This window comes from Lacrimispora sp. 38-1 (genome assembly GCF_049890855.1).
Taxonomy (GTDB): Bacteria; Bacillota; Clostridia; order Lachnospirales; family Lachnospiraceae; genus Lacrimispora.
Genome location: NZ_JBANEW010000012.1, coordinates 1 through 1,029, shown reverse-complemented (window position 1 = coordinate 1,029; position 1,029 = coordinate 1). Strand labels below are relative to the sequence as shown.

Sequence of the window (1,029 nt, the reverse complement as noted above, 5' to 3'; positions counted from 1 at the left end):
ATCGGGGTCGCAGAGCGTCCCCGATCCGGCAAACACCTCCCCGCAATGCGGGTCGGTGGACATTTCCCGTCGGGGTCAGAATTTGCCTCTTGAGGTCGGCTTCGGGGTCATGTCACGAGGAAACCCTCATCTACCGCAGAAAAAAGGAAGTTCAAAGCGGAATTATGGCCAGAGTTGTATTGTGTCAACATATTTTAAATCATGAAGAAGGGTCACATCAGCCGAAACTGTATGACCCGTTCAAAATCAAGTACATTTAATAAGCTCGATACTATCTACATTTAATTTGTATCTACCGCCATTCTCCAAATCTGCTTCTTCTACTGTAAACATGATTGTTGAATTATCAATAACTTTCACATCATCAATCCACCATTCTTTGCCACACTCTCTAAATAGCTCTTTCCACTGTCTTGTAGATGCATTATAAATAAATTCTTCAAAAGGGTCTTGTAAGTAGTAGATAATTAGCCCACATCCTACCATTGCACAAAACCTTTCATCATTAGATATCGCAGCAGCTTGTGGATCTCCATAAAAGTCACCAATATAAACTTTTCTATTACTGTTTTTGAAATTTAAGAATACTTTTTCATATTCATTTATAATTAATAAATTTTTACTTTCTGCTAATATTGAGCTCAATTTATTCCTCCTTTACTTCATATCATACGGGAAGTCGGTATCAGTATTATTATAATGTGTTATTTGATTATACTCACCTTGCGAGATGCCGGATTGTTTTCCATTTACTACTTTATTATTTGGAATTGCATTACCATTTACATCAGTATATACCCTTTTTCCTGTCATAGTTGTGTCTTCTACTCTCAAATAATTACCTTCGATATCATACACAACTTGTTTACCAGTTTGAGCATTATTGTAAATAATCTTGCCGGAATCGGTTACAATAGGATCTGAACCTGGAGCAATTTCGTTTACTACATCCTTCATGCTGGCATTGCCCCAACTATTTGAGTATTGAGCCGATCTTCCTGCTCCTCCTTTTAGTGCAGCATTACCCGT

At 37.8% G+C, this 1,029-nt stretch carries 2 protein-coding genes; both read right to left on the bottom strand.

What is annotated here, in order from left to right; translation table 11 throughout:
- Positions 1-246: 246 nt before the first annotated feature.
- Positions 247-645: a hypothetical protein gene (locus tag V7D18_RS03250; RefSeq protein ID WP_426151394.1), complete on the bottom strand. Its 399-nt coding sequence runs from the start codon at positions 643-645 to the stop codon at positions 247-249.
- 12 nt (positions 646-657) lie between these two features.
- Positions 658-1,029: hypothetical protein (locus V7D18_RS03245; protein ID WP_426151392.1), on the bottom strand; the 372-nt coding region annotated here is incomplete at its 5' end.